The following is an 18295-nucleotide window of genomic DNA, read 5'->3' as shown; positions in this document are numbered from 1 at the left end:
CGCCCCGCCCGCCCGCGGCCCGTCGCGGGTGCGCGGTGGAAGTCCGGCAGATGCGGCGGGCAGCGCGTCAGCGCGGGACGGAGGCGTCCGGCGCGTTGTCGGCGGGAAGATCGCGCAGGTCCGAGGAGGCGTACCGTCCGTGCCGCGCCACCAGGGAGCCCCGGGCCTCCTGCATCGGCATGAAGGCCGAGAATCCGACTGGCTCGGCGACGTCGTGATAGATCGCCTCCATGCCGCCGCGCATGTGGTAGGTCTCGTGCCAGATGCCGACGCCGCGCGTGTCCCGCAGGAAATCCCGCCACCAGATCCGGTGCGGCTCGGACTTGGACCACGCGACCATGCTGTCGATGTCGCGCCAGTACCAGCGCATGCCGACATGCAGCGGGCGCAGGCTGAAGATGATGTTGTTCTCGTAGTGCAGCAATCCCTCCGGCCGCGCAGCGCCGACCCTGTCGATCCGGGGGCCGAAGCCGAGCAGTGTCTTCACGCCGGCCAGGGTCCGGACCTTCATGCCCAGATAGATCACGACGAGATCCGGGTATCCCGAGAAGTCCGGAACCGCGTCTCGCCGGTTCGCGCCCATGATCGCGCCTTCCATCGCGGGCCGATCCGGTCGGCCGTGGGCGCCAAGAATACGCGACGATATCGACTTTCAGCAATATTCGCCCGGCATGGCGGCTACAACCTGGAGCGCCTGCCAGTATCGGCCAACTCTCAGCAGCTCATGGACACGGCCCGGTCGCGGGCGCGGCCTCCGGTCGAACCGGAATCCGCCGCGCGCGCGTCCGCGGGACAAATCCGGATGGCGCGCGCCTCAGCGCGCGCGCTCACCGCCATCCGCGCGGTCTGGCCGGGACCGAGGCCATGCCCGGATCCGGATGTACTGCTCCACCATGAAAGCCCCTCCTCCCAAGACAACCACAGCGAGAAGGGCTTCGCGGAAGGTGCCAGGATCAGTCATTGTCTCGACTCTCTCTGAGAGATCGGCCCCTGTCGGGCCCGGCAAGATCTTCAGGCTTGCTACAGCCGGTCAATTCCTCGACGTCTCTTGGGTTGCCCTCTTCATCTGACGATTTGCCTTCGACGACATGAACAGTTTGTAAGACTCGAGGGTCACGCGGTGCGACGCCGCCCGGCGCGTCGATGCGAGGCGCACGGCCCGGGTGGTCCAGCAGCCCGGTCCGGGTGCGCGCCGGAGGATGCCGCGGTTGGGTGGCGGCCCGCCGGCCCTCGCGCGCCCGGCCACCACCGCGTGAACCGGCCGCGGGTCACCGCGCCGACGGTTCGAGGCCTTCGACACGCCGCGCGATGGGTTCGCGCCAGACGTCAGGATCCGGCGATGCAGCAGCGTCTCCGTTGAGATAGTCCGTGTCGGGAACGTCGCGCGCCGCGCTCGGACAGCCGGCAGGGCCTGACGAAGGCCGATCCTGGAGCCGAGCCGTGGCCGGACCGCGCCTAGAGACGGGTGAGCCGCAGGCGCCATCCGGACGGGCTCGCGTCGATGTCCGGACCGGGCCGCATCGTCGCCGCCTGGTGCGACGCCGAAGGGTCCGCCACGGCGATGTCGGCGGTCGGCGCGGGGGTGGACACGCAGCCGCAGAGGGGCAGCGCGGCGGCGACCGCCACGGCGGCGACCAGCCGGATCGACGCGCCCCACGGGCTGAACCGGCGCGCGGCTTCGGCCGAACAGGCAATCGCCACGATCCTTCTTCGGGCTGGACGTCCGATACCGGGCTCCGGCCGGCGCCGGGAAGCGGCGCGCCGGTGGGGCGGGCGGCCTGGCGCCGACACGGGCTCGGCCCCGGCATTCGGCCTCAGGCTCTCGAAGGTCCGCGGCGCCCGTGGCTGCCCAGAAGAAGGGCCTTGGCGGCCGCGTCGATCCGGCCGAGCCACTTCTCCGCCGTTTCGGCGCGCAGGTCGGCGACGCGGACCTGCTCCTCGGCGGCCCGAACCCAGGCCTCCGCCTCGGCGCGGATCGTCCGAACCCGGGCCTCGGCCTCCGCGCGGATGTCCTGCACCTGGGCATCGGCCTCGGCCTGGACTCGCTGCAGCCGGATATCGGAGCGGGCCTCGACCTCGCGGACGCGCATCTCGGACAGGTGCAGGCGGTGCTGCGTCTCCGCCAGCGCGCGCTGCGCGGCGGCCAGGGCGGCTTCGTGCGATGTCCTCTGCTCCTGCAGACGCTGCTTCTGCGCTTCGGCGCGGCCGGCCATGCCGTTGATGATGTCGAGCGTGCTCATCCAATCCGACACCGCCTCGGGATCTGAGGGGGCCGCCGCGGGGCCCGCGTCGTTGACCGCGGGTTCCGGCAAGATCGGCGGATGCGCGACCTCCTCGATGTGTAGCGCGGTGGATCCGGCCGGCACTCCGACCGTATCGAAGGACGGCTTGAGCTTCGCGATCTCGGCGGACGATTCTTCGACGAAGCGGTCCAGGCTGTCGGCGACCTGCGTGAGGATATGGGACCATGTGGCTGTGGGGGCCGCGACCATGATGGCTCTACCCTGGCGGGATTTTATCGACGGCCAATACAATCTCTGGTATGGTTAATGGACAGTTAACCCGCCGTCTGCAGGCCGAACTCCGGGCCGGCTCGATTGACACCTATCAGTCTCGGCAGGTCGTAGCTGGCTGGCTCGACAATGCTCCGTCCGATCGTCCGCGGTGTTTGGCGCCTCACGAGCGCTTTCGCCAGCGTCACTGCCGCCGGAGACCGGTAAGCCGAACCCGGCGCAGGCACGCCGGCATCATTGCCCCGCCCGGGTCGCGGGCGCAGCCTGGATGATTGGCGCGGCCGCGGCCAGGATGGCCGCAGCGTCGCGGTCGAGGGGCGGATAGATCCGCGTGCCGTTGATGATCCGCTTCGTTGCCTTCGCGGCGGCGCCGGACGAGACCAGCGTGCCGCGATCCCAGCCGGAGGTGTAGACCGCTCCCCAGGCGCCCAGATCGAGCACGGTGACGTAGTCGGGCGCGGCGAAGCGCAGCCGCCGCTCCGGCCGGCCGGCGAGATCGCAGACGGCGTTGTAGCCGGCGAACCGGCCCATCGGCCGGGCGTGCTGGCACGACATCACCGTGCGATGGCCGGCATCGTCGGCCGCCGCCGAGGCGACGTCACCGGCCGCGTAGATGTCGGCCAGCCCCTCGACGGCCAGGAAGGCGTCGACCGGCACGCGGCCGAGCGTGTCGCGCGGGACGTCGAGCGTCGCGCCCAGCGGGTTCGCCCGCATGCCGGTGGCGCAGACACTCGTCCAGGCGGGCAGGTGCGTTCCGTCCGCCAGCGTCACACCGGCGCGATCGATGGCGGCGACTCTCGCACCGCCGACGCAGGTCACGCCGGCCCCGCTCAAAGCCTCGCGGATCGCCGGCAGGGCGGCCGCGCCCATGGCGCTCCCGATCTCCTCCGCTTGGTCGATCAGGAAGGTGCGGACCGGCCCCGTCGCCCCGACCCGGTCGCGGGCAGCGGCGAGCCGGACGGGCAGCTCGCAGGCGAGCTCCAGTCCCACCAGACCGCCGCCGATGACGACGGCGGTCCAGCGGCCGGTCTGGTCAGGACGGCCCGCGTCGCCGAGGCGATCGAGATGCGCCGATAGGGCCTGAGCCCCCGCGAAGGTGTCGACATCGAAGGCGTCGCCGATACCCGGGATATCGGGCCGCAGCAGCAGGCTTCCGGCGGCCAGGATGAGGCGGTCATACGCCAGCGTGTCGACGCCGCCGGATGGCGCGGCGGACTCGACCGTGACCGTGCGTGCCGCAGGGTCGATGTCGATCGCGCGCCCCGCGCGGCGATGCACGCCGATCGGTCCGAGGACGTCGTCGAGGGGCACGCGCAGGGCGCTGAGATCGGTCTCGTAGCAGCGGACCCGGATGACGTGGAACCCGTCCGGCGCGATCACCGTGACCGCGATCCGGTCGTCGAGGCCGAACTCGGTCCGCGCGCGCGCGGCCGCGGCGGCGGCCCAGAGACCGGCGAAGCCGCCGCCGATCACGACGATTCTCGAGACCATAGCAGAGCTCCGCGCGCGCCCGGGGCATCGAACTCTGCACGTCGCTCGGCCTCGCAGCAACGGTTACTGCCTTAAATCGCTCGGCTACGGCTTCGAACAGTCCAACGCCTGTCGTGCAGCCCGCGCTGCGGCGCGCCTGCGTCGAGCCGGAACGGCGTGTCAGCCCGCAGCCGCGGTCTCACGACAGTGCGGGAGGCGCGGTGCCGCCGCGCGGCGCGTAGATTCTTCTCGTCCCCGGTCGGACGACCGAAAATTCTTGCTCCGGCACCGCCAAGTAGAGAAAGCCCTTTTGTTGACTCCGCGACCGGCCGACAGGATCTTGTATTCACAGTTACGCCGAGGGCCGCGCAGGTACGATGAAGACGCAGGGGCGGACCGGTCGCGATCCCGGAGCCGGGAAACGTGTCGGCGCGGGTCGCGGGATCGGGGCCATTCCGGATCTCGCACGCACCGGACACGTTCGTCCGATCGACGCGCCGACCGCGCCGCGTCCCTGAACCCAGCCGCCCGGACGAGACCGCTCGGGACCGCGCCGCGACGCGGGTCCGCTGCCCCGCGCCGGCCCCGCCCCCCGCCCTCCGTTTCGCCACGACATCAGGCCCGACCATGCGCACCACCCGCCGATCCCTTCTGGCCGCCAGCGTCGCCCTGGCCTGCATCGGCGCGCTCGCGACGCGCGAGGCCCGGGCCGACGATCCGAAGGAGATCCGCCTGGACTGGGCGACCTACAACCCGGTCGGCCTGCTCCTGAAGGACAAGGGCTTCCTCGAGGAGGCGCTGGCGCCGCGGGGCATCAAGGTCCGCTGGGTCCAGTCGCTCGGCTCCAACAAGGCGCTCGAGTTCCTGAACGCCGGGGCCATCGATTTCGGGTCGGCGGCCGGCGCCGCGGCCCTCGTGGCCCGGATCAACGGCAACCCGATCAAGGCGATCTACGCCTACTCGCGCCCCGAGTGGACGGCGCTCGTCACCCGCAAGGACAGCGGCATCACCAAGCCCGCCGACCTGAAGGGCAAGCGCGTCGCCGTCACCCGGGGCACCGACCCGCACATCTTCCTGATCCGCGCGCTCCAGGGCGCCGGCCTCACCGAGCGCGACGCCAAGCTCGTGCTGCTGCAGCACGCGGACGGACGGACCGCCCTCGACCGCGGCGACGTCGATGCCTGGGCCGGCCTCGACCCGATGATGGCGGCGGCCGAGATCGAGAACGGCGACGTCCTGTTCTACCGCGACGCCGCGGCGAACACCTGGGGTCTGCTCGACGTCCGGGAGGACTTCGCGACGGCCCATCCCGACCTCGTCCGGACGGTGATCGCCGCCTACGAGCGGGCGCGCGCTCACGCCCTGGCCAACCCGCAGGCCCTGTCAGCCGCCCTCGTCGCGGCCACCAAGCTGCCCGAGCCGGTGATCGCCCGGCAGCTCGAGCGGACCGACCTGTCCCAGCCGGCGATCGGCGCCGCCCAGGCGCAGTCGATCAAGGCGGCCGGCACCGCCCTCCAGCAGGCCGGGATCATCCCGGCGGGCACCGACGTGTCCGCGTCCGTCGACGGCCTGCTCGACACGCGCTTCAATCCCGTCGCCGGACAGTGAGCGGCCGCGTGCCGCTGCTGCGGCGGGGCGGTCGCGCCGGACTGGGCCTGCTCCTGCCGCTCATACTGGCGATCGGCTGGGAGATCGCGGTCGCCAGCGGGGCGGCGTCCGGGCGGCTGCTCCCGCCGCCGAGCCGGATCGCCGCGACCCTCTGGGGGCTGGCCGTCTCGGGCGACCTCTGGATGCATGTCGAGGCGACCCTCGTGCGGGTCGGGCTCGGTTTCCTGTGCGGCGCGGCGGCCGGCATCCTGGCCGGGGCCCTCGTCGCCACGGTCCCGCCGCTGCGCTGGCTCCTCGACCCGAGCCTGCAGGCGCTGCGGGCCGTCCCGTCGCTCGCCTGGGTGCCGCTCTTCATCCTGTGGTTCGGCATCCTGGAGACACCGAAGGTGCTGCTGATCGCCGTGGGCGTGTTCTTCCCCGTTTATGTCGGTGTCTCCGGCGCGATCGCCTCGGTGGACCGCAAGCTGGTCGAGGTCGGCCGGATCTTCCGGCTGTCGCGGCTCGCCCTCGCCCGCCGGATCCTGCTGCCGGCCGTGCTGCCGGCGACCCTGGTGGGCCTGCGCACGGGGCTCGGCCTCGGCTTCCTGTTCGTCGTGGCGGCGGAGCTGATGGGCGCCTCGGAGGGGCTCGGCTACCTGCTGGTGGACGGTCAGCAGTTCAGCAAGCCCGACCAGATCGTGGCGGCGATCATCGCCTTCGCCCTCGTCGGCAAGGCGGCCGACATGGCCCTGGTCGCCCTGACCGGCCCCCTGACCCGGTGGCAGGATACCGTGCGGGACAGCCTGTGACCGCCGCACCGGTGCGGACGCGCGCCGCGGGCCGGGAGGGCGCCCCGCGACGCGACCCCCACGCCACGCCCGCCGAGAGACGCCCGTGCTGACCGTCGACGTCCTCTCCAAGACCTACGCGGACGGCACGCAGGCGCTGTCGGGCATCGACCTGTCGGTGAAGCAGGGCGAGATCGTCGCGCTGATCGGCGGCTCGGGCTGCGGGAAGACGACGCTGCTCCGGCTGATCGCGGGGCTCGACCACGCGAGCGCGGGTGCCGTCGCGGTCGACGGCGAGCCGATCCGCGCGCCCCATCCGAGCGTCGGCGTCGTCTTCCAGGAGCCGCGCCTGCTGCCCTGGCTCGACGTGGCCGGCAACGTCGGCTTCGGCCTCGCCGACCTGTCCCGGTCCGAGCGCCGCGCCCGCGTCGCGCACGCCCTGGAGCGCGTCGGGCTCGCCGAGCACGGCGGCCGCTGGCCGCGCGAGCTGTCCGGCGGTCAGCAGCAGCGCGTGGCGATCGCCCGGGCTTTCGTGGCGCGCCCACGGGTGCTGCTCCTCGACGAACCGTTCTCCGCCCTCGACGCATTCACCCGGAAGGGGCTGCACGACCAGCTCCTCGATCTCTGGGCCGAGTCGAAGCCGACGATCCTGATCGTCACGCACGATGTCGGGGAGGCCGTCACCCTGGCCGACCGGGTGGTGGTGATGCGCCCGCGGCCCGGGCGCCTCGACGAGACCGTCCCGATCGGGCTCGCCCGGCCGCGCGAGCCGGTGGCCGCGACCTACGAGGAGGCCGTGCGCCGCGTGCTGGCCGCGCTCGACCACTCCCTGCGCCCGGCCGCGAGCAGCCGGCCGCCCGCTCCCGAGACCCGTGCGAGCTGGTGGTAGGGCCAGCGGGGGCCCGTCAGCCGGCGCCGGCCGGGCGCGCCCTCAGGACCCGACCGCCGTCAGTTCCAGATCCGCGGGGTCCTGGTGGCGGAACCGGGCGTACCGCAGCGCCATCACCGGCAGGATCAGCAGGTTCAGCACCGTCGAGGTGACGAGGCCGCCGAGAATCACGAGGGCCATCGGGCCCTCGATCTCGCGGCCGGGTTCACCGGCGCCGAGCGCCAGCGGCAGCAGGCCGAGGCCCGTGACCAAGGAGGTCATCAGGATCGGAACCATCCGGTCCGCGGCGCCCTCCGCCGCCGTGGCGGCGTCCCACGGCCGCCCGTTCCGGGTGACCATCTGCTCGTAATGGGCGATCATCATCACGCTGTTGCGCAACGAGATGCCCGACAGGGTCACGAAGCCGACGATCGAGCCCAGCGACAGCACCCCGCCGGTGAGCGCCGCGGCCGCCACGCCGCCCACGAAGGCGAAGGGCAGGTTGACGAGGACCAGGAGCAGGTTCGCCGCGGAGCCGGTGACGATGGCCAGGAGCACCACGATGCCGAAGCCGGCCATCCCGGCATGGACCAGCAGGTCGCGGCGGGCGGCCGCCTGCGCCTCGGCGGCACCCGAGAAGGTGACGTAGACGCCCTCCGGCAGCCGAACCTCGCGGGCGATCTTGCGCTTGGCCGCCGCCACGAAGCCCGCCACGTCGCGGTCGGCGACGTTGGCCGTCACCGCCTGCACCCGCTGCGCGCCGAGGTGCTGGACCTGGTAGCGTCCGGCGCTCTCGTAGACGTCGGCGACCTGGGACAGCCGGACGTAGCGTCCGCCGGGCGCCCGCAGGGGCAGGTCGCCCACCGCGCTGAGGCGGTCCCGCACGCGCGCGTCGAGGATCACCAGCACGTTGAACACGGCGTTGCCGCGATAGGTCTGACCGACCGTGTCGCCCTGGTAGGCTGTGCGCACCGCCTCCAGCACCTCCACGGGATCGAGCCCCCAGTGCCGCAGGTCCACCGGTCGCAGCGCCACCGTGACCTGCGGCAGCCCGGCCGGCGAGGCCTGCTGGACATCCCGGGCGCCCTTCACCTCCGAGAGCTCCTGCGCCACCGAGCGGGCCACGGCCTCGATCCGGTCGAGGTCGCTGCCGACCACGTTGACGACGACCGGCGCGGTGAAGCCCGAGACGGTCTCCTCGATGCGCTCGGTGAGGAAGGTCTTCAGCGAGAACGCCGCCCCCGGGAAGCCGGCGATCAGCTGCCGGATGGCCGCCTCGACCCGGCGCTGGGCGGCGCCGTCGAGGCCCGGCTCCAGGTCGATGTGGATCTCGCTGTAATGCGGCCCGGCGGTATCCTCGGCGGCCTCGGCCCGTCCGATCTGCGCCGCCACGGCGCGCACGCCCGATATGTCCTTCAGGTCGCCGGTGATCAGCGTGCCGAGCCGCTGCGATTCCTGCAGGGAGGTGCCGGGAATGGCCACCATGTGCAGGATCATGTGCCCCTCCTTCAGGTCAGGGAGGAACACCGCGCCGAGGGTCGGCAGGATGGCGGCCCCCGCGAGGGTGACCAGCAGGGCGCCCGCCATCGCGATCCGCGGCACCCGCCCGATCCCGGCGAGCAACCGCAGGTAGGCGGCGCGGCTCCAGCGCACCACGGGCGGGTCGGGCGGCGCCGCGCCCGTGTCGCGCGCCATGCGGCCTCCGAGGAGCAGGAGCGCCAAGGCCGGCGTGACCGTGAGCGCCACGAGGAGCGAGGCGACGACGGCCGCGATGTAGGCGAGCGCCAGCGGCCCGAACAGGCGGCCGGCGACGCCGGTCAGCGCCAGGACCGGCAGGAACATCAGGATCACCGCGAGGGTCGCGTAGGCGACCGAGGTCCGCACCTCCAGCATCGCGGCCAGCACCACGCGGGGCAGGCCGCGCCGTCCGCCCCGCGCCTCCCGCAGCCGGCGCGAGACGTTCTCGACGCCGATGACCGCGTCGTCGACCACCTCGCCAATGGCCAGGGCCAGCCCGCCGAGCGTCATCGTGTTGAGGCTCTCGCCCCAGGCCTGGAGGGCGAGCGCGGCGGCGATCAGCGACAGCGGGATCGCCGTCGCGCTGATCAGCGCGGCCCGCCAGTCCGCCAGGAAGACGAGGAGCACGACCACCACCAGCACGCCGCCGAGCGCCAGCGCCTGGATCACGTTGCCGGTGGCGACGTCCACGAAGTTCGCCGGCCGGAACAGGTCGGCCCGCACGCTCACGCCCTCGCGCTTCAGGACCGGCCGCAACTCGTCGAGGGCCGCCTCCAGGCGGGCAGTCACGGCGCGTGTATCGACGCCCACCTGGGCGCCGACCATCAGCAGCACGCCGGGCTTGCCGTCCACGAGGGCCGCGCTGATCGCCGGCTCGGGCGCGGCCGTGACGGTCGCCACGTCCGAGAGGACCACGCTCGCCCCGCCGTCGTTGTGGAGCACGATCTGCCCGAGCGCTTCCGGGGTGAGCGACTGCCCCTCGGTCCGGAGCAGGACGCGCTGGTTCGGCGTGTCGACGAATCCCGCCCCGCGCACACCGGTCCCCTTCCGGGCGGCCGCCAGGACGTCGTTGAGGCCGATCTGGAAGCGGATCAGGTCGTCGGGGCGGACCTGGACCTGCAGGGCGCGGACGCCCCCGCCGTAGAGCGAGACCTGGGCGATGCCGGGCACCCCCTGGAGACGTCGGCGCACGGTCCATTCAGCGACCTGGCGCAGGTCCATGGCGTCGCGGGTCTCGGAGGTGAGCCCGACGAGGAGCACGGTCAGCGTCGAGGAGGTCAGCGGGGTCATGGCGGGCGCCGCGACCCCGTCCGGCATGCGGCCGGCGAGAGCCGCCAGGCGCTCGTTGACCCGCTGGCGGATCCGGTCGACGTCGCTGCCTGGCCGGAACGCGGCGGTGATCACCGACAGGCCCTGGATCGAGGTGGAGCGCAAAGTCTCCAGGCCCGGCAGGCCGCCGACCGCCACCTCCACGGGCTGCGTGACCAGCACCTCGACCTGCTCCGAATCGAGGCCCGGCGCCTCGGTCTGGATCGTGACGGTCGGCGGCGCGAATTCCGGGAACACGTCGTAGCGCGCCCCCGCGAGGGCGTAGAGGCCGAAGACCAGGACCGCGCAGGCCAGCGCCAGCACCACCTTGGGCAACCGGACGGCGAAGCCGACGAGGGCCGCCTGCGGACCGCCGCGGCCGGCGGCAGCGGGGGGCTCAATCATCGTCGTCGCCCACGACGCGGATGCGGCTCTTCATCTCCTCCGAGAGCAGGGCCTGCGCGCCCCGCAGCACGATCTCGCTGCCGTCCGGCAGATCCTCGACCACGAAGGCATCGGCCGACATCGGGGCGTCCGGCCGCACCGGATGGCGCACGAAGGCGCCGTCGCCGGCCCCGCGATACACCCAGGTCCCGCCCTCCCCGTGGACGACGGCGTCCTCCGGCACGAGCACGCCCTTCACCGCCCGCGGCGCCGCCAGGAACGCCATCGTGCTGGTCCCGGGCAGGAGGCCGCTGTCGCCGGAGACGAGGTAGAAGAAGCTCTGCCCCTGGATCCGCGGATCGGTCCGCGTCGCCGGCGAGACCAGTCGCAGGGCGACCCGCTCGCTCTGCGGTGGCACCTCGGCGAAAGCGGCCCGCGGCGCCTCCGGCAGAGTCTCCCCCGGTGGCAGCGTCACCTGCACGAGGAAGTCGGTCCGCTCGATCAGGCGCGTCACCAGGGGCGACCGCTCGATGATCGCCTTGCCGAGCACAGGGCCCCATTCCTGGCGCGCCGTCGCCGCGAGGGTGCGCACCTGCGACTCCGCCGCGGTGACCGACGCCTGATCGGTCAGGAGCGTGCCCTCGGCGGTCTCGATCTGCGCCACCGCCACCACCCCGGCCCCGAGAGTCCGCGCGCGGCGGGCGGCGCTGGCCGAGACCTCGACCCGGGCGCGGGCCGTCTGGAGCGCCGCCACGGCGCCCGCGTAGCTGTTGGTCAGTTCGGTGATGCGGGCGAGATCGAGGACGCTGCCGTAGGCGGTCAATTCCTGTCGGTGAAGGATGGCGGGTCGCGCCTCGGCGACGAGGCCGATCCGCGCGCGCTCGGCCGGCGTCAGCCGGACCAGGGTCCGGCCGTCCTCGATGGCGGTGCGCGGCGCCGGCAGCTGCGCGGCCGTGGACGTATCGTCCCGCCGTGCGGGGATCAGCGCCGCGACGCGCGCCCGCACCTCCGCGACCACCGGGCCGGCATCGGCGCGAAGGCGTTCGCCCGTCGGCGTGACAGCGAGACCGGCCGCGGCCAGCAGGATCCCTCCGATGAGCAGCAGCGCCCGGCGACCACTCACGTCGCGATCCTCCCCCTGGCCCGATTGCCGAATCTACCCGGTTTCGGTGCCGAATACACCCGAACGTGGCCGGCTCAAACCGTCAGGCGGGAGTCTGGCTGTGGGTTTGTCCGGAGCGCGGGCAGGCACGCGAGAGCCCGCCTCGACGGTGCGAGGCGGGCTCTCAACGTGCCGGGAAAGGTCGGGTCAGATCAGCAATCGTCGCCGGATACCGGGGCAGTCTGCCGATCGGCGGCGGCCTTGTTCATGGCACCGACCGTGCCGGGGGAAGCCGGCTGCTGACCACCGGCCAGATTCGCGGCGGCCGGGTCGGTCGAATTCGACTTGGAGCCGGCGTCGGTCTGCGCCTGACGATCGGCCGTCTGCGTGGCGCCCGCGTTGTTCATGGCGCCGACGGTGCCCGGCGAGGCCGGCTGGTTGCCGCCAGCGAGGTTCTTGCTCGACTTGTCGACGTCGGAGCTCTTGGGATTCGAAGCCTGCTGATCGGGGGTCTTCGACTTTGTGGTTCCGGTGTTGCACGGCGCCGCGAGGGCGGGACCGGCAATGAGGGCCAGAAGCGCAACCGCGCCGGACAGACGAGAGACCTTCATCAAACGCTCCTCCAGGATTTATCGAACTGCCAAATGCCTAATCGTCCCAAGAGTTCCGCCACGATTCCCAAGTTCCGCGAAATGCTGACCGCCGATCGCGCTATTGCGGAGCGTCGGACAAGCTTGAATCGTATGAAAAAAGACAATACCCGCAGCGGCACGGTCGATTCGACGTCGCGGCTGCGACCACGGGCTGCGGCATCTTATCCCGCCACGGCGGTCGCTTCGGCAGCGTGTCCCGTCGCGGCCTTCCGGGCCCGCGCCCTCCGCGAGCCGCCGCTACCTCGTTTGGTCGAGTTCTGAGTTCGAAATGCCCGGACTAGCGTCGACTCGCGAGGGGGCGTGTCCGCGGCAGCCCCGAGCGGTGTCCGACCGCAGGGCGGACGGGACACTGCCTCACCCCGGGCGTCCGAGATCGAGCGATGGCGTTTCCACGAGACTTGGCGAGCCTTGGACCGAGCCATGCGAGCGGCCTCGCGTGGTCGCCGCTCGGGCCGTACGGGCCGGATCACCGTTGGGCGGGTGCCGGGGGCGCGGGTGAAGGCGTCGACGCGATGCCCCGGCTCGGCGTGGCCGCCGCGGCGTGGATCGTCCTGTTCCTCTTCGCGCCGGTGGTCGGCGAGCAGATCAAGCTGCCGGGCGTCGACAAGGCCGTCTGGATCGGCACCGACCTGATCGCCTTCGCGTTCCTGGTCCTGCGCCGCGACCTCGTCGCCACCCTGTTCGGCAGCCGCCTGCTGCTGCTCAGCTGGCCGCTCCTCGCGATCGCGTCGGCCCTCTGGTCCCTGACGCCCGGCCTCTCCGCCTATCACGGACTCCAGCTGCTCGCGACGATCGTGGCCGGCATCACCCTGCGGACGACCATGGGTCTGTCCCGCCTGGTCAGGATCGTCTTCCTGGGCCTGCTGGCCGGGCAGCTTCTGTCGGCCTTCCTCACGGTGGCGGCGCCGGCCCTGACGCGCGGGACCGACGGCAACTGGGCCGGGATCTACTCGCACAAGAACGTCCTCGGTTCCCTGTCGAGCCTTCAGATCCTCTGCGCGGCCTGCCTCTTCCTGCAGGGATGGAACCGTCTCCTGACCGCGTTCGGCTTCTGTCTCGCCCTGGCGCTCCTCCTGGCGACGCACTCGGCCACGGCCCTGGTGGCGGCCACCGCGGGGCTGATGCCGCTCGCCGCGATCTTCGCGTGGCGGCAGGGCAAGCACGTGACCGGCTTCTGCCTCGGCATCGCCATCGCCCTGGCGGGTGTCGGGATCCTCGTCGCCGCCGCGCGCGGGGCCGACATCTCGGCGAGCCTTCTGTCCGATCTCGGCAAGGACACCACGCTGACCGGCCGAACCGTCCTCTGGCAGTTCGGCCTCGACCAGTTCTGGCGCGAGCCGCTCATCGGCATCGGCTACAAAGCCTATTGGGAGAGCCCGGTCACCACGGCCGCCTACCTGCACTTTGTCATGAAGCAGAAGCTGTGGTTCTTCCACAACAACTTCATCGACACGGCCGTGGCGTTCGGGATCGTCGGCGTGATCCTCTTCACGGTCGCGCTGCTCGACACCGCACGCCGGGTGATCGCCGATTTCGCGCGCTCCTCCGGCTACGTCGAGGCTTGGCCGATCCTGTTCATGAGCCAGCTCTTCGTCCTGGTGTGTTTCGAGTGCCCGCTCTTCGTCAATCACGGTCTCCACCAGCTCCTCCTCGCGGCGATCCTGCCGGTGGTGCGGTCACCGACCATCGACGGGAGCGAACCGATCACCCGCGACTGACCCGCCAGCCCTGAGCGGCGCCCGACCCGCGGCGGGGCCCCGAACGGCCGGCGTCGAAGATCTCGATCGGGGTCGAAGGTCCTGATCGGGAAGAATCACGGGCGCCGAACGCGGTCGCCGCGGCCGGTCGGACAGGCCCCATCAGAGGTGACGACGATGTACTGCTTCGGGATCTCCCTGCCCCGGTTCCGCGAACGGCACGCCTATCTGACCCGGCACCTCGCCGCCGTTTGGGGGCGGCACTGCGAGATCACAGGCTACGAAGGCCCGGTCCCGGATCCGAACGCCCCGTTCCAGCCCGACCTGACCGCCGGTCAGATCGGGTGCGCGCTGTCCCACATGAGCGCCTACGAGCGGATGATCGCGCTCGACCTGCCCCACGCCCTCATCGTCGAGGATGACGTCGTCCTGCCGCCGCAGATCCATCAGATCGTGGCCGGCATCGAGGCCGCCTTGCGGCCCGGCGACGTCGTCCTGCTCTTCAACTGGGCCGAGACGGTCGGCGCGTTCAGCTCGGTCGGCGCCGTGACCGTCGGCGAGCACCGGCTGTGCCTGCCCATGGACATGAGCAGCCTCGGCACGGCCGCGGCCTACGTCATCACCCGGGCGGCGGCCGAGGGGATCCTGCGCGCGAACCGACCGGTCGCGGTGACGTCGGACAACTGGAGCTACTTCTTCGAGCGCGGCGCCCTGACACGCGGTCGCGCGCTCGTCCCGAACGCCGTCTCCCGGCAGCCCTTCGAGTCGACCATCTTCACGTCCCGCTCCAGGATCGCGGCCTTCCTGAAGGGCAGCGCCCTCCTCAGGCCCCTGTTCACCGCGCGGCGACGGATCCTGGCGGCGCGCCTCGCCGCCAAGATGACGTTCGTCGACGAGACCTCCCCCCTGGCGGGACAGGCGCCGCGCTGACGCGCGTCCCGCTCCGCGGTGCGGCCGCGTGTGCCTGGACTTCAGACGGCCGGGATGACCGAAAGGCGTAGGGGCGATCCCCCTCTTTGCGGCTCCTCACACCCCCGTGAAATGCCAAGCTCACCGGCGAGGCAGGAGCCCGCGGCGGCAGGACTCGTCCGCGGCGGGCCCTCCTCGAGACGCCCGTATGACGGAGGGACCCGTTCGGCCGCTGGCCGCCCCGTCGTCGCGGGCCCTTGGGGATGAGGTCGTCGCCTCCAACGGCGGCGGTCGCACCAGCGCGGCGGAAGACAGACGATGAGCAGCTCGCTCCCGATCACCGGCACGGACAAGTCCCTCGACTCAGCCCTGAGACGCCTCGTCCGGCCGGTGGTGGACCGGGCGCGCTATTACCTGATCCTGGTCGCGCAGATCGGCGGCCTGCTGGCCCTGCTGAAGATCTCGCACGGCGTCACGGCGATCAACAATTACTACGGGGTGGTGCTCCCTGTGGCGCTGGCCCTCGCGATGACGCGGGTGCGCTTCGCCGCCGCCGATCTCGCCGCGGTCCGGCTGCTGCAGATGATCGGCGCGATCGCGGGCGGGTACGCGCTGATCCACTATCCGCTCTTCCCCATCGTCCTCCCGGGTGCCAAGGCGACCGTCGCCGTCGGCGCCATCGCGGTGCTCTGGGTCGCGGCCGTGGCCGGGGGTGTACTCTGCCTGCGCTGGCCCTCCCTCGCCCTGATCAGCGCCACCTATCTGGTCTGGAGCAAGCAGGCGGTCATCCGGGTCACCGGCCTCTGGCACGGCCACATCATCGACGTGCTGCCGCTGGCGGAGGTGAGCTTCTGCCTCGTCGCCGGCCTCCTGGTGGCCCACATGACCGCGCGGATCCGCGACTGGCCCGGCCTGGGCGCCTCGGCGCGGGCGGACGTCGCGGCGGCCAGCACGATGTTCTCGAAGGTTCTGATCGCGGCGGCGATCAGCATCCACCTCGGCAACTACTATTCCTCGTTCCTCGCCAAGGTCACGCTCGACGAGGGCCCGCTCTCCTGGCTGCTCAACAACGATCCCGGCAAGATCTTCGTCGTCGGCCTCGACAACAATCACGTCCCCTACGCGGGCTGGCCCGTGCTGGTGGAGGCGATGCGGATGATCCTGAGCCATTCGAGCGCGCTGACGAACACGCTCATCCTGTTCGGGCAGGGTATCGCCCTGGTGGGGATCCTGATGCCGCGCCGCTGGCTGCTGCTGCTCCTGCTCGGCTTCGACGTGATGCACCTGTCGATCATCGTGCTCATGGGCGCCAACTTCGCCCCCTGGATCATGCTGAACCTCGCCATCGCTGCCGTCGTCGTCAGCCGGCACTACGAGCGCCCGCCGGTCTCGGTCGGGATCCTGTCGGTGCTGTTCATCCTGACCGGCAACACCTTCATGACCCAGGCCTGGCTCGGCTGGTACGACACCTTGGCCAACAACAAGATGTACTTCGAGGCGATCGACCGGAACGGCCAGCGGCACTACGTGCCGACCAACTTCTTCACCTTCTACTCCTACCCGTTCGCCCACATGGCCTACGGCGCGCCCGACGCCGCGCACGCCTTCGCCCTCGACAATCCGAACGGTGGGACTCAGGTGTTCCGCAAGGTCACGGCCTCGACGGCCTGCGACGTGCCCGTCCTGACCGCGCCGGACGGCATGGGGCAGGAATACGCGAAGACCGAGATCGATGGGCCGGCGATGGACGCCTATATCCGGGGCTACCATCGCCTCGTGAGCGCGATCCGCGACAGGACCGGCCTGTTTCCCTACGCGCTCTATCCGCACCACTTCTTCGTGCCGCTCCAGTATGCCGCCGGCTTCGACACGGTCGCCATGGCCGACATCGTCGCCTACGTGTATCGGCGCGAATCCGTCTGCTTCAGCATGCAGGACGGCGTCACCGTCCGCCGCGTGGTGTCCGAAGCCGAGCACAGGATCGATCTGACCCCATGACCGCCCCCTCCACCGAGGCCGCCCTGACGGTGGTCTACGACGGCGAATGTCCGTTCTGCTCGAACTACGTGCACCTCATGGCCCTGCGCCGGTCCGTGGGCACCGTCGCCCTGGTGGACGCCCGGAGCGGCGGTCCCCTGGTCGACGAGATCACCCGGCGCGGGTACGACCTCAACGAGGGCATGGTCGTCCGTCACGGGGCGAACCTGTACTACGGCCCGGACGCGCTCGTCCTGCTGTCGCGCCTCAGCGACGACCGGGGCGTGGCCAGCCGGCTCCTCGCGCGACTCCTGCGCAGTCCCGGTCGTGCGCGGCTTCTCTACCCGGCGATGAAGCTCGGACGGCGCGTCACGCTACTGATGCTCGGCCGGACGCTCCTCGCGCAGTCCGGCGGCGCGACGACCCGCTGAGCGGGCCACTGCACGAGCCGCGCTCCGGCCGTGCCCGACGGAGCGCAGGGGTCTAGGCCCGGACGGTGGAGCGCGTCAGCAGCGTCCGCGCGCTGTGCCAGGCGAAGGCCAGGACGCCGCTCAGATTGGCGGTCACGATGGCGCGCCACGTCAGGCCGAGATGCGCGTCGAAGCGCGGGCCCCCGACCAGCTCGCGGGCGGCGTTGCGGGCGGACCAGTACAGGTGCTTGATCAGCCACGGGCTGCGGCCGATGTGCTTGGCGTAGAGCGCGCCGTTGCCGAACTGGTAGTTCCAGTGCAGTCGGTCGATCGTGCGGTGATCCCGGCGCCCGTGGAAGTGCTTGACGCTCATGTCGGGCACGTACTCGACGGCCACGCCGGCCGCCCAGCCGCGATAGATGAAATCCGTATCCTCGGCCGCGCGGAACGTCGCTCCGGGGCCGAAGGCCGCGTCGAACCCGCCGATCCGCTCGATGACGGCACGGCTGCAGGTCATGTTGCAACCGTGGACGAAGCCGCCGGGATGGTCAGGGTACGTCAGCCGGCTGGCCCGGGCCTCGGTCTTCGTGGTGAAGTCGATGTCCTGCGGCGATCCCAGCTCGACCCGGCCACCGCGAATGACGCTTTCCGTGTCACCGGCATAGTGCGCGATCAGGTCTCGCAGATACTGATCCGACACGACGCAATCGTCGTCGATGAACGCGATGATGTCTCCGGAAGAACGCGCGATCGCGGCGTTTCGAGACCCAGCAACACCCGGGCGCGACTGCGCGAGGAGCAGAACATCGAAACGATCGGTCGACACGGAGGCCGACCAGCGCTTCAGCGCCGTATCCGTCCCGTCCCTCGACCCGTTATCTACGACGATGATCTCGGCCTCAGCGCCCGGCGCGGCCTCGATCGCCCGCGTCATCGACCCGAGCGTTTCCAAGAGGGACGCAACGCGGTTCCGGGTACATACGATAAAGCTGACTTTCATTTGGCATTATCTCAAAAATACTGCCAGGACCGGGAACTTATAAAACAAGCTTCAGACAAGGTATAGTAATATCATTGCACTCCATTGATCCGTGCGCCGTAGGGCGGGCTA

General features: G+C 71.3%; 15 protein-coding genes. 7 read left to right on the top strand and 8 right to left on the bottom strand.

What is annotated here, in order from left to right; translation table 11 throughout:
* Positions 1-67 precede the first annotated feature (67 nt).
* From ACTJK8_RS09060 to ACTJK8_RS09045, 4 genes are all read right to left on the bottom strand, one after another.
* On the bottom strand, positions 68-598 hold the full coding sequence (locus tag ACTJK8_RS09060; RefSeq protein WP_287082334.1) for a DUF4188 domain-containing protein: 531 nt from the start codon (positions 596-598) through the stop codon (positions 68-70).
* 857 nt (positions 599-1455) lie between these two features.
* A complete protein-coding gene (locus tag ACTJK8_RS09055; protein WP_024829370.1) occupies positions 1456-1701 on the bottom strand; it encodes a hypothetical protein in 246 nt (81 codons plus the stop codon).
* Positions 1702-1814: 113 nt separating this feature from the next.
* The gene (locus ACTJK8_RS09050) at positions 1815-2492 is read right to left on the bottom strand and encodes a cell division protein DivIVA (RefSeq protein WP_024829369.1); all 678 of its coding nucleotides are present in this window, start codon (positions 2490-2492) and stop codon (positions 1815-1817) included.
* A 255-nt stretch (positions 2493-2747) separates the two neighbouring features.
* A complete protein-coding gene (locus ACTJK8_RS09045) occupies positions 2748-4004 on the bottom strand; it encodes an NAD(P)/FAD-dependent oxidoreductase (protein ID WP_012320278.1) in 1257 nt (418 codons plus the stop codon).
* 606 nt (positions 4005-4610) lie between these two features.
* Between ACTJK8_RS09045 and ACTJK8_RS09040 the strand changes: the two genes are divergently transcribed.
* The 3 genes from ACTJK8_RS09040 (at position 4611) to ACTJK8_RS09030 (ending at position 7247) form a co-directional block, all read left to right on the top strand.
* Complete coding sequence (locus ACTJK8_RS09040) at positions 4611-5591, top strand: aliphatic sulfonate ABC transporter substrate-binding protein (protein ID WP_012320279.1); 981 nt, start codon at positions 4611-4613, stop codon at positions 5589-5591.
* Positions 5592-5599: 8 nt separating this feature from the next.
* Positions 5600-6379: an ABC transporter permease gene (locus ACTJK8_RS09035; RefSeq protein WP_234740673.1), complete on the top strand. Its 780-nt coding sequence runs from the start codon at positions 5600-5602 to the stop codon at positions 6377-6379.
* Positions 6380-6464: 85 nt separating this feature from the next.
* Positions 6465-7247, top strand: coding sequence for an ABC transporter ATP-binding protein (locus tag ACTJK8_RS09030; protein WP_012320281.1), 783 nt, complete (start codon positions 6465-6467; stop codon positions 7245-7247).
* A 42-nt stretch (positions 7248-7289) separates the two neighbouring features.
* On the opposite strand, the gene ACTJK8_RS09025 is transcribed toward ACTJK8_RS09030, so the two are convergent.
* The 3 genes from ACTJK8_RS09025 to ACTJK8_RS09015 all read right to left on the bottom strand — a co-directional run bounded on the left by ACTJK8_RS09025 (position 7290) and on the right by ACTJK8_RS09015 (position 12149).
* Positions 7290-10457 carry an efflux RND transporter permease subunit gene (locus ACTJK8_RS09025; protein ID WP_070999930.1) on the bottom strand — a complete coding sequence of 1056 codons (3168 nt, stop codon included), beginning with the start codon at positions 10455-10457 and terminating at the stop codon, positions 7290-7292.
* Positions 10450-11559 (bottom strand): efflux RND transporter periplasmic adaptor subunit, encoded by a 1110-nt coding sequence (locus tag ACTJK8_RS09020; RefSeq protein ID WP_029358959.1) that lies wholly within the window; start codon positions 11557-11559, stop codon positions 10450-10452. The genes ACTJK8_RS09025 and ACTJK8_RS09020 overlap by 8 nt, the downstream gene beginning before the upstream one ends.
* Before the next feature lie 191 nt (positions 11560-11750).
* Entirely contained in the window at positions 11751-12149 is a 399-nt protein-coding gene (locus ACTJK8_RS09015) for a hypothetical protein (protein ID WP_012320284.1), read from the bottom strand.
* Between the two features lie 422 nt (positions 12150-12571).
* On the opposite strand from ACTJK8_RS09015, the gene ACTJK8_RS09010 reads away from it, so the two are divergent.
* The 4 genes from ACTJK8_RS09010 (at position 12572) to ACTJK8_RS08995 (ending at position 17205) form a co-directional block, all read left to right on the top strand.
* Positions 12572-13909: an O-antigen ligase family protein gene (locus ACTJK8_RS09010; protein ID WP_440761811.1), complete on the top strand. Its 1338-nt coding sequence runs from the start codon at positions 12572-12574 to the stop codon at positions 13907-13909.
* Between the two features lie 156 nt (positions 13910-14065).
* A complete protein-coding gene (locus ACTJK8_RS09005) occupies positions 14066-14818 on the top strand; it encodes a glycosyltransferase family 25 protein (protein ID WP_012320286.1) in 753 nt (250 codons plus the stop codon).
* 297 nt (positions 14819-15115) lie between these two features.
* Positions 15116-16795, top strand: a complete 1680-nt coding sequence (locus tag ACTJK8_RS09000; RefSeq protein ID WP_440761810.1) for a hypothetical protein — start codon at positions 15116-15118, stop codon at positions 16793-16795.
* Positions 16792-17205 (top strand): DCC1-like thiol-disulfide oxidoreductase family protein, encoded by a 414-nt coding sequence (locus tag ACTJK8_RS08995; protein WP_012320288.1) that lies wholly within the window; start codon positions 16792-16794, stop codon positions 17203-17205. Before ACTJK8_RS09000 ends, ACTJK8_RS08995 begins: the two co-directional genes overlap by 4 nt.
* Before the next feature lie 52 nt (positions 17206-17257).
* Here the strand turns inward: ACTJK8_RS08995 and ACTJK8_RS08990 are convergent, their stop codons facing one another.
* Positions 17258-18184, bottom strand: coding sequence for a glycosyltransferase family 2 protein (locus ACTJK8_RS08990; protein WP_024829362.1), 927 nt, complete (start codon positions 18182-18184; stop codon positions 17258-17260).
* Positions 18185-18295: the final 111 nt, after the last annotated feature.

It is taken from the genome of Methylobacterium sp. 22177, from assembly GCF_052045615.1.
Lineage (GTDB): Bacteria > Pseudomonadota > Alphaproteobacteria > Rhizobiales > Beijerinckiaceae > Methylobacterium > Methylobacterium radiotolerans.
This window is presented reverse-complemented; position numbering and strand designations above follow the sequence as displayed.

Bases quoted from the DNA above. Each gene is read 5' to 3' on its own strand.
- ACTJK8_RS09010 (WP_440761811.1), top strand. From the start codon at position 12,572: ATGGCGTTTCCACGAGACTTGGCGAGCCTTGGACCGAGCCATGCGAGC.
- ACTJK8_RS08990 (WP_024829362.1), bottom strand. From the start codon at position 18,184: ATGAAAGTCAGCTTTATCGTATGTACCCGGAACCGCGTTGCGTCCCTC.
- ACTJK8_RS09025 (WP_070999930.1), bottom strand. From the start codon at position 10,457: ATGATTGAGCCCCCCGCTGCCGCCGGCCGCGGCGGTCCGCAGGCGGCC.
- ACTJK8_RS09050 (WP_024829369.1), bottom strand. From the start codon at position 2,492: ATGGTCGCGGCCCCCACAGCCACATGGTCCCATATCCTCACGCAGGTC.
- ACTJK8_RS08995 (WP_012320288.1), top strand. From the start codon at position 16,792: ATGACCGCCCCCTCCACCGAGGCCGCCCTGACGGTGGTCTACGACGGC.
- ACTJK8_RS09060 (WP_287082334.1), bottom strand. From the start codon at position 598: ATGGAAGGCGCGATCATGGGCGCGAACCGGCGAGACGCGGTTCCGGAC.
- ACTJK8_RS09015 (WP_012320284.1), bottom strand. From the start codon at position 12,149: ATGAAGGTCTCTCGTCTGTCCGGCGCGGTTGCGCTTCTGGCCCTCATT.
- ACTJK8_RS09000 (WP_440761810.1), top strand. From the start codon at position 15,116: ATGAGCAGCTCGCTCCCGATCACCGGCACGGACAAGTCCCTCGACTCA.
- ACTJK8_RS09005 (WP_012320286.1), top strand. From the start codon at position 14,066: ATGTACTGCTTCGGGATCTCCCTGCCCCGGTTCCGCGAACGGCACGCC.
- ACTJK8_RS09040 (WP_012320279.1), top strand. From the start codon at position 4,611: ATGCGCACCACCCGCCGATCCCTTCTGGCCGCCAGCGTCGCCCTGGCC.
- ACTJK8_RS09045 (WP_012320278.1), bottom strand. From the start codon at position 4,004: ATGGTCTCGAGAATCGTCGTGATCGGCGGCGGCTTCGCCGGTCTCTGG.